This is a genomic window from Streptomyces sp. AK02-01A, from assembly GCF_033795305.1.
GTDB lineage: Bacteria > Actinomycetota > Actinomycetes > Streptomycetales > Streptomycetaceae > Streptomyces.
This window is the reverse complement of sequence record NZ_JARBAE010000091.1, coordinates 1-8,823: the sequence shown is the minus strand read 5'-3', so window position 1 is coordinate 8,823 and position 8,823 is coordinate 1. Positions and strand designations below refer to the sequence as shown.

Genomic DNA, 8,823 nt, shown 5'->3' with positions numbered 1-8,823 from the left:
TTCTGGGTCCCCGAACTCGCCGAATGGATCGACGCCACCGACCTCCGCCCAGGCCAGTGGCTCCGCACCGGCGCCGGCACCCTCGTCCAGATCACAGCGATCGAACACTGGACGGCCCCCGACGAAACGGTCCACAACCTCACCGTCAGTGACCTCCACACGTACTATGTGCTGGCAGGGGCCACACCGGTCCTCGTTCACAACTGCAACGTGGCGCTGGGGCAGAAGGCGGAAGGCACCTATTCATGGGCGGACGGTGAGGGGTTCAAGCACTTTGGCGGCTATGCTCCTGACGCATGGCAGGGCCCAGTGGAGAACGCGATCCGGGACTCGTCGGTGACGCTTCACGTAAATCTCCGCGGCTTGGGAAACTTCACTGAATCGGCGAAGGCCGGGCTCCAGCCAGGAGCGTACGCCACTGATATGGAGATGGGTTGGATCGCCAGAGCTGTCGGTAATGGCGAACGGTCATGGTCCTCCATTAACTTCTATCGACCGAACGCGAAGGGGGCTCTTGAAAGAGTCGATGTCGCGGAACCAGATTGGGCGAGCTTCGGTAGGCTCCGGCCCTTCATATCGGATGCAGGGAAGTTCTGTGGCTGCTAGCAAAGCGAACCGAAGGGGGGTTCACGAGCATGGATTCGCTTGACCCTGTTCTCTACCCAGACCTCTTCGCTGCGGGCGGCCTCATCTCGGCGATGGAGCTAGCGTCGGCAAAGAAAGATCTCGACCTGGGACGGCTCTACAGTCACTACGTATCGGGACCTGGCCTGCTAGCCACGGCTGAGCTGGATTCGAGTCGCGGAAGGGCTTCTATTCAGCTCAGTAGCCAAAGCAGGACCTTCTACGTAGCAATCCAGGGGCAGGGATTCACGTGGGCTGAGGGTGCCACTGATGATCTAGGCGATCTGATTGAGGCATTGGCTGCATGGCGGGATGGCATTTCGGTGGATGACTTCGCGGAAAGGTTCCCATTCATGATGCCGGGGCGCCTCGCGAGAGCCCACGAGTGGGGAGACTCGGTACCCGCTCAGTGGAATTGGTTGCGGACTGCTGAGGAGTTCTCCGAGGAGCGCCCGCTTGTGGAAGCGGCCTACGCAGATGGTCGGTTCGGCTATTCCTTCCCAACTCTCAGCCATGGAACGCTACGGCTTAGATCGGTGCGCCGAGAGCAAGGGGCCCAGGAAGTGAGCATTACTCCACTTTCTGGAGGTTCCTACCGTGTGGAGAATCCTCGATTGCTCGACCCGACGGTCGTAGATTCTTTGAGGGAGGCTCTTACTGTGGCTTCTGAAGCTCTCGCGAGTAACGAATGACACGTTCACTTCAGTAAATGAGGAGCCCCGCCGACCTTGGTCGGCGGGGCTCCTGCGTTGGGTGACGGCAGTAGTTGACGGCAACGTCAGCGCACGAGGGCGGGGCAGGGCGGCGGTTCGTCGTCGTTGCTGTTGACCGTCTTGGCGATCTCCGGGGTGCCGAGGACGGTGCTGAGGGTTGTCGATGGCGTCGCGTTGGAGCCGAAGTCGGACGTGGGCGTAGACGGTGGCGGTGACGCCGATGTGGGCGTGGCCGAGGAGTTCCTTGAGCACGACGAGTTCGACGCCCTGTTCCAGGAGCAGGGTGGCGGTGGTGTGGCGGAGGTCGTGGAAGCGGATGCGGCGGAAGCCAGCCTTGCGGAGGAGCGTGATGAAGGTGCGGGTGAGGTTGGTTGGGTCGATCGGTCTGCCCTGCGCGGTGGTGAACACGTGCCCGTCGTGCTGCCATGTGGTGCCTGCGGCCTCACGCTCGCGCTGCTGCTGTTTGTGGTGGTGCTTCGGCGACTGGAGGCAGCGGGTGGGGAGGGCGATGCGGCGCTCGGAGGCATGCGTCTTGGTGGGCAGCGTGGTGAGTCCGCCGGTGCTGGTGCGCTGAAGGGTGCGGCGGATTGCGGCGGTGCCGGCGTCGAGGTCGAGGTCTTCCCAGCGCGGGCCGAGGAGTTCGCCCTTGCGGAGTCCGGTGTGGAGGGCGAGTTCGAACAGCGCGTGCAGTCGATGAATCCGGGTCGTGGTGAGGAGTCGGCGGGCTTCGTCGGTGGTGAGGGGTTCGAAGCGTCGGGGCCGAGGGGTGCCGGTGCGGACGTTGCGGGCGACGTTGCGCGGGATCTCCTCTTCGCGGACGGCGTGCTCCAGGGCGGACTTGAGGACGGAGTGGATGTAGGTGAGCGTCAGCGGGGAGAGCAGCTTGTGGCAGCACTGGCCGGCGGCGCAGCAGCGGGGCTCATGACGCTGGGCGTCGATGTCGCGCGTGCAGCACTGGCAGGTGGTGCGGAGCTGGTTGAGCCAGGCACGAACGTCCTCCTGGTCGAGGCGGGCGCGGGGTAGGTCGTAGACGGCGGAACGGCCGAGCTGGCGCGGCCACGCTGCCCTGTGCGGCCGAACACTGCGCCCAGACCGGCCACGACTTCTACCACCGCACCACCCGCGCCACCCTCCGCGCCGAACTCGGCGCATGGCAGTAGCAGGCCCACCCGCCACCCACTCCTGACGGCAGTAGCGACGGCAACACCCACGGATTTCCCCGCACAACCACGGACACCCGCGGAACGTAATACCCACGCTGACCCGCGAAGAAGCAGGTAGGGGGTACCGCGTAGCACACGTACTATGTGCTGGCGGGGGCCACACCGGTACTCGTCCATAACTGCAATGGGACAATCGACCCCAAGCTGGTGAGATTCTCGCAGGATACGGTTAGTCCGCGCTTCAGTACTGGCGAGACGATTGAGCAAACTGCGGCCGGTTTGCGTTCGGGCTACGTAAAGCCGGAGGATTTGCCGACCATGCGTCTCCACTACAAGAACGGGAACCTCCATTCGCTTGACAATCGGCGTCTGGTTGCCTTCCAAAAGGCTGGGATTCAGATGCCCTTCAGGATGGCTTCCCCTGAAGAAGTCGCAGCTGAATCCTGGAAGTTCACAACGAAAAACGAAGGGAGGTCGATTGTGATCAATCACTTCGACCCAGTGGAGTGGGCCCCATGAACTGGCCTGATGCGCAGCTGAACGAGATCAAGTCGAGGGATGATCTTGCCGCATACTTGCAGGATCTGGCAAAGGCTGTCAGTGACGGACATATTGCGTTGGAGAATCCTTCGACTGCGGATTTTGTAGATGCTTCTGCCCGTTGGACAAAGGCGATGGACGGGTTCTTTAAGAATGTCATTGAAGAACCAGTTCCCGATTCTCCGAGCTGGGCAATGATCGCAGCAATATTCCGCGCTGCCGTAACCTACGAGTAGGTCGCAAAGATAGGGGCCTTCGAGAATTTTTTCTCGAAACGGCTGGCGGAATCTTCCCCACTGACCCCAGAGGCCCCACCGGATTTGCTTCCAGTGGGGCCTCCGGGGTGTCTGACGGCAGTAGTCGACGGCAACGTCAGCGGACGTGGACCGCGCAGAGTGGTGATTCGTCGCCGTCGTCGGGCTTGCTGGTGATCTCGGCGGGGTTGCGGAGTGCGTGGCCGAGGAGGTCGCTGGAGGCGGAGCCGGACGTGGGCGTAGACGGTGGCGGTGACGCCGATGTGGGCGTGTCCGAGGAGTTCCTTGATTACGACGAGTTCCACCCCCTGCTCCAGGAGGAGCGTCGCCGCCGAGTGTCGGAGGTCGTGGAACCGGATGCGGCGGAGCCTGGTCCTTCGGAGCAGGGTGTTGAAATGCCGGGTGAGGGTTGCCCCTTCGATCGGGGCGCCGTTGGGGCGGGTGAACACGTAGCCGTTGTCTTTCCAGCCCGTGCCTGCTGCCTCGCGTTCCTTGAGTTGTCGGTCGCGGTGCTGTTCGAGGGAGCGTAGGCAGGGTGCCGGCAGGGCGATGCGCCGTTCGGAACTCTTCGTCTTGGTCTTGGTCGGCAGGGCGGTCAGGCCGCTGGAGTTGGTGCGCTGGAGCGTGCGTCCCAGAAGAGGTGGAGATTCCGGTCTTCGACTGCCCTTGACGGCAACGCAGCCGGACGCCGACGGCCCAGCGAGTTGTCTCGCGGAGCCGTGGGTGCTCAGACTGGGTGCCCTTGATCATGACGAGTTCGACGCCCTGCTTCAGGAGTGTGGTGGGGCGAGGGCCGGAGGCGAGGAGGGCCGGGGGACAACCGCAGACCGAGCCGCCGGAGCGGAATACCCGGCCGTATGGCGACACGTTGATCCTCTGGTCGGCGGGGCTGTTAAGAGTTTCTTTACTGGATCAAGGGCGGCCCGCTGACGCGGGCCGCCGCGCGCCGGCGGTCGGCAACCGCCGCCCGCTCCTGTCTACCGCCCCGCTGGCAACGGCCACCGGCCACTCGGCGCGCACATCCGGGATTAGGGACCGGGTTGCCAGACGGAGAACTCCGTCGCTCCGCGGTCGCAGTGTCGCGCCATGGATCGTCCGGAGAGTGCCCCGCCGTTGCGTGCCATGCACCAGCTCCTGTCCGGCGAGGCGCTGAGTCTGTCTTCCCCGGTTGGGGCCGTGCCTGGCTGATGCCGTGACGGAGAAGATAACTGGGCTGAGCCCGGTGCGGGGTTGAGCGAGACACGCATGGCGGACGGTCGGCTGACTCTCCGTCGTGGCTGGCTTTCTGTGGCCGAGGCCAGAACGGCGGCCCCAACAGCGACTGCTGCCTGCTGGCGCGGGCGTCACCGAGTCCGTGCGGGTACTACCTACGGGGATAGCCCGCGGTTGAGGCGCCTTTGCGGCGTACCGTGGTAGGTGAGGTGGTGAGTTGATGATTACGGAGCTGGCCGACAACGTTCGCAGGTACCGGCGTCGTGCGGGGCTGAGCCAGGAGGAACTCGCCCATGCCGCAGGAGTGTCACCGGGCACGGTACGCAAAGTTGAGCAGGGTGGGACCGTCCGCATGGAGACCCTGCATACTCTGGCTCGCGCACTGGGAGTGACCACTGGTGCGCTCGTTGCCTCTGACGCTCCCGAGCCCGTCGGCCGGAGCGAGGAGCCGAACCGGGTAAACCTGATGCAGCTCCGCTCCGTGCTGACCCCCGCCGTCGGGCTTGTTGACCAGGGCTCTGAAGTCCTGGGCGAGGAACCGAACCTGCGTGCCTTTGGCCGGACGCTGCGGGATGCACGGGTGTTGTACTTCTCCGACAGTTACCAGAGCGTCGCGGCTCAACTGCCGGGCCTGCTCCGCGATGCCGCGACCGCTGTCGCCTACTACGACAGTGGTGACGAGCACCGGCAGGCTCTGCTGGCCCGCGCCGAGGCGATGCGTCTGGCCGGGACCTACCTCACTCAGGTCAGGCAGTACGACATTGCCTACGCCGCTCTGCGCGGCGCCATCATGGATGCCCGTCGGGCCGGAGACATGCTTGCGGCGGGTTCAGGTGTCGGCTGCATGTGCTGGCTGCTGGTGAGGCAGGGCCGCTTGGGCGAGGCGGAACAGGTCGCTGCCCGGAGCATGGACGCGGTGGAGCCGAAGATCACCGGGGCCGAGCCGGACCACTACGCGGTGTGGGGCGGCCTGGCGATGGAGGCCGCCGCCGCAGCCGCGAGGAACAACCGTCCCGACGAGGCGAAGGCGTACCGTCAGGCCGCCCGGGTCGCGGCAACCGCTGTCGGGACAGCGCATCGCAATGTTTCCCGGCACTGGTCCGTCTTCGGGCCGGTCACCGTCGCGGTCAAGGCACTCGAAGACTCCCTGGTCATCGGCGACGCCCGCGCGGTGGTGCGCAAGGCAGGCGAGCAGGAGGAGTTGTCGCCCAAGGCGTGGAAGCGCCTGGGCAGGCCCAGCACCAACGACGGGAACCGCTTCACCCTCGATGTGGCGCGCGCCCACACCCGGACCGGCGACCTGTCCGCCGCCATGGACGAGTTGACCCGCGCCAGGGAAGCCGCCCCACAGTGGCTGCGGCACCAGAGTGGGGCTGCCGAGACCATGCAGGAGATCCTCGGCAAGCGCAAGCGCACCCTCACGACAGAGATGCGCGAAATGGCCGACTACCTGGGCGTAGTCGAGTAGCTGCCACGCAGCGTGGCAGTTTGTGAACCAAGAGTCGCGAACTGCCACGACTCCTGGCTGGGGTGACGATCAGTCAGTGCCTACGGTCGGTATGTCCACCATCAGTGACCCAGGCCGGGGGTGCCCAGTGAGCCAGCCCAGGAGTGAAGCCGACCGCAAGCGTCGCAGGGAGTTGTACAACGCCGCATTGGCCGACGGAGGTCCACGATTACTTCCGTGGACGAGCCCGGAGGGGAAGCCCTGCTACCTGAGCACCGATGGCAGGGGCTACCTCTCCACCCTCGCCGACAGCATGGAGACGGTCCAGCTCGGCATGGGCCACGAACTGCTGGAGTACGCCCGCGAATCATCGCGCCCGGCGTGAAAGGTCAGTCGGCAACCGAATACCGATGGCTCGCTTGCCGGCTGACCGAAGCACTGGCCGACGCACTCAGGGTCGCGGACTCGCGCGGACAGCGCATCCCGGACTTGGAAGAGACGGCCGAGGATGCCTGACTCCCCGAACGCCGGCGCACCAGTACGCGGTGCCTCTCGGGGCGCTACCGCTTCCGCGAGTACCGCGTGACCACCGTCCCCGACCCTCTGGCGCTGCCGACCATGGAGGCGGTCTGCGTCACTGGCGAAGAGCGCAGCTGCGGTGCCACGTCAGGCACGCTGCACACCTCGGACGAGCTGACCCGTTGGATCGCCGGACACTGCGCCCAGACCGGCCACGACTTCTACCACCGCACCACCCGCGCCACCCTCCGCGCCGAACTCGGCGCATGGCAGTAGCAGGCCCACCCGCCACCCACTCCTGACGGCAGTAGCGATGGCAACACCCACGGATTTCCCCGCACAACCACGGACACCCGCGGAACGTAATACCCACGCTGACCCGCGAAGAAGCAGGTGGGGGTACCGCGTAGCACACGTACTATGTGCTGGCGGGGGCTACGCCGGTCCTGGTGCATAACTGTGGAGAGACAGTTCTCTACCGCTCTCCGGCGGAAGGGAAGAGGGCAAGTGAGGCGGGCGGACTGAATGCAGATAACCATTCAGGCCCCCACCCTACGGCGTACCTTTCCAACAAGCCGGAAGGTGCCGCACAGTATGCCGGAAATGGTCACGACATGGGATTCCATCGGTTCGTAATGAAGCCTGGATTCCGAGAAGCTTTCGGGAAGCTTGAATTCGACCTGCCGAACAAGAATGGCGTGATCGGCCTTACTGAGTGGAGAATCCCAGCCGGTAGGATCGGAGAATTCAACTCGTTCATCGATCACAGTAAGACACAGTGGTGGGACGCCGCCTTGGGGCACTTCCATCCACCATCTGGGTGATTAAGCGAGAGTAGTGGGGTGGGCGCTGCCGTGGAAACTTTCGGCGGCGCCCGCCCGTGTCAGGGGATTCTTGTATCAAGGGGCGTTATGGCTGAGCATGACACGCTTGACCGGTTCGATCGCTACTGCGAGCTACTCGACTCGCTTACCGGTGCAACGCCTGTCATCAGCGACGTTGAGCCGCGGGTGGCAGGGGACGGGCCGGTCCGGTCCGTCTCGTACATCGGAGTGCCGGGACCTGGATATGTGACAGGATTCACCTATGGCCTTTCCCTCCCCAGTCACCCCGATTGGGGGACAAGAGGGCGCGAACTGTCTATTACTGTCCACTCTGACGATGTCGAGTGGTCTCGGGTTCCCGCAAGGGTGGTTGCCGCATTGCGAGGCATCTGTCCTTTCAATTCAGGTCAAGTGCTTGGGTATATGGAGACCTACGTGGGAAGTTCCGCAATGAATAGCATCGTCTTGGCCCGTCCTGCAGTTGATTGCGGCTCGGGATTGCTAGATCTAAGCCTCGGTGACGTTGACACGAAGAGGCGTGATCTAGTCGAAATTATCGGAGCCTATCCCATCTACTCCTCGGAACGGGATTTCGTTTACTCGCGTGGATTTGACGCATTCTGGAGCCTGGGATGGGATCGCTTCGACCCTGCGCGAACACCCGTAGCGTAAATCATCCCGGGTAATGTCTCAGAGGCCCCGCTGAAACTTCCAGTGGGGCCTCTGAGGTGTTTGACGGCAGTAGTTGACGGCAACGTCAGCGGATGGGTGTTGCGCAGGGTAGAGGTTCGTCAGGGTGGTCAGGTTGGCCGGTGGTCTCGTCGGAGCGCCGGAGGGTGCGGCCGAGGAGGTCGATGGCGTCGCGCTGGAGGCGGAGTCTGACGTGGGCGTAGACGGTGGCGGTGACGCCGATGTGGGCGTGGCCGAGGAGTTCTTTGATCACGACGAGTTCGACGCCCTGTTCCAGAAGGAGGGTGGCCGTCGAGTGGCGGAGGTCGTGGAAGCGGATGCGGCGCGGAGGCCGGCCTTGCGGAGGAGCGTGTTGAAGGTGCGGGTGAGGTTGGTTGGGTCGATCGGTCCACCCTGCGTAGTGGTAAACACGTGCTCGCCCCGCTGCCACGCGGTGCCCGCGGCCTCACGCTCGGTCTTCTGCTGTTCGTGGTGGAGCTTCAGGGACTGGAGGCAGCGGGTGGGGAGGGCGATGCGGCGCTCGGAGGCGCGCGTCTTGGTGGGCAGTGTGGTGAGCCCGCCTGCGGTGGTGCGTTGCAGGGTGCGGCGGATGGCGGCGGTGCCCGTGTCCAGGTCGAGGTTTTCCCAGCGCAGGCCGAGGAGTTCGGCCTTGCGGAGTCCGGTGTGGAGGGCGAGTTCGAACAGCGGCTGCAACCGGTGGCCGTCGGCGGCGGCCAGGAACTTGCGGGCTTCGTCGGCGGTGAGGGGTTCGAAGCGTCGGGGGCGTGGGGTGCCGGTGCGGACGTTGCGGGCGACGTTGCGCGGGATCTCTTCCTCCCGGACGGCGTGCTCCAAGGC

Annotated in this window: 8 protein-coding genes and 3 pseudogenes; 7 read left to right on the top strand and 4 right to left on the bottom strand. The window is 64.6% G+C overall.

The features are described 5' to 3' along the window. Both PV679_RS35595 and PV679_RS35590 read left to right on the top strand, forming a co-directional pair. Positions 1 to 606 (top strand): hypothetical protein (locus PV679_RS35595; protein WP_319685428.1); only part of this gene is annotated, 606 nt, incomplete at its 5' end. Between the two features lie 29 nt (positions 607 to 635). After that, positions 636 to 1,316: a DUF6193 family natural product biosynthesis protein gene (locus tag PV679_RS35590; protein ID WP_319685427.1), complete on the top strand. Its 681-nt coding sequence runs from the start codon at positions 636 to 638 to the stop codon at positions 1,314 to 1,316. An 86-nt stretch (positions 1,317 to 1,402) separates the two neighbouring features. On the opposite strand, the pseudogene PV679_RS35585 reads toward PV679_RS35590, so the two are convergent. Then, a pseudogene (locus PV679_RS35585) lies at positions 1,403 to 2,351 on the bottom strand (tyrosine-type recombinase/integrase); the annotation flags it as partial. 664 nt (positions 2,352 to 3,015) lie between these two features. On the opposite strand from PV679_RS35585, the gene PV679_RS35580 reads away from it, so the two are divergent. Beyond that, positions 3,016 to 3,276, top strand: coding sequence for a hypothetical protein (locus tag PV679_RS35580; protein ID WP_319685426.1), 261 nt, complete (start codon positions 3,016 to 3,018; stop codon positions 3,274 to 3,276). Here the strand turns inward: PV679_RS35580 and PV679_RS35575 are convergent. Next, positions 3,267 to 3,839 (bottom strand): tyrosine-type recombinase/integrase, encoded by a 573-nt coding sequence (locus PV679_RS35575; RefSeq protein ID WP_319685429.1) that lies wholly within the window; start codon positions 3,837 to 3,839, stop codon positions 3,267 to 3,269. The two genes, PV679_RS35580 and PV679_RS35575, sit on opposite strands and share 10 nt — an antisense overlap. A gap of 887 nt (positions 3,840 to 4,726) precedes the next feature. On the opposite strand from PV679_RS35575, the gene PV679_RS35570 reads away from it, so the two are divergent. The 3 genes and pseudogenes from PV679_RS35570 (at position 4,727) to PV679_RS35560 (ending at position 6,748) form a co-directional block, all read left to right on the top strand. Beyond that, positions 4,727 to 5,974, top strand: a complete 1,248-nt coding sequence (locus PV679_RS35570; RefSeq protein ID WP_319685425.1) for a helix-turn-helix domain-containing protein — start codon at positions 4,727 to 4,729, stop codon at positions 5,972 to 5,974. A gap of 127 nt (positions 5,975 to 6,101) precedes the next feature. Further along, positions 6,102 to 6,469 (top strand): annotated as a pseudogene (locus PV679_RS35565) (hypothetical protein). 66 nt (positions 6,470 to 6,535) lie between these two features. After that, complete coding sequence (locus PV679_RS35560) at positions 6,536 to 6,748, top strand: hypothetical protein (RefSeq protein WP_319685424.1); 213 nt, start codon at positions 6,536 to 6,538, stop codon at positions 6,746 to 6,748. Positions 6,749 to 7,011: 263 nt separating this feature from the next. On the opposite strand, the gene PV679_RS35555 is transcribed toward PV679_RS35560, so the two are convergent. Next, a complete protein-coding gene (locus PV679_RS35555) occupies positions 7,012 to 7,239 on the bottom strand; it encodes a hypothetical protein (protein WP_319685423.1) in 228 nt (75 codons plus the stop codon). Positions 7,240 to 7,383: 144 nt separating this feature from the next. On the opposite strand from PV679_RS35555, the gene PV679_RS36320 reads away from it, so the two are divergent. Next, positions 7,384 to 7,968, top strand: a complete 585-nt coding sequence (locus PV679_RS36320) for a suppressor of fused domain protein (protein ID WP_416069873.1) — start codon at positions 7,384 to 7,386, stop codon at positions 7,966 to 7,968. A gap of 85 nt (positions 7,969 to 8,053) precedes the next feature. On the opposite strand, the pseudogene PV679_RS35550 reads toward PV679_RS36320, so the two are convergent. Further along, positions 8,054 to 8,823, bottom strand: a pseudogene (locus PV679_RS35550) (tyrosine-type recombinase/integrase); the annotation flags it as partial.

Bases quoted from the DNA above. Each gene is read 5' to 3' on its own strand.
- PV679_RS35580 (WP_319685426.1), top strand. From the start codon at position 3,016: ATGAACTGGCCTGATGCGCAGCTGAACGAGATCAAGTCGAGGGATGAT.
- PV679_RS35590 (WP_319685427.1), top strand. From the start codon at position 636: ATGGATTCGCTTGACCCTGTTCTCTACCCAGACCTCTTCGCTGCGGGC.
- PV679_RS35570 (WP_319685425.1), top strand. From the start codon at position 4,727: ATGATTACGGAGCTGGCCGACAACGTTCGCAGGTACCGGCGTCGTGCG.
- PV679_RS36320 (WP_416069873.1), top strand. From the start codon at position 7,384: ATGGCTGAGCATGACACGCTTGACCGGTTCGATCGCTACTGCGAGCTA.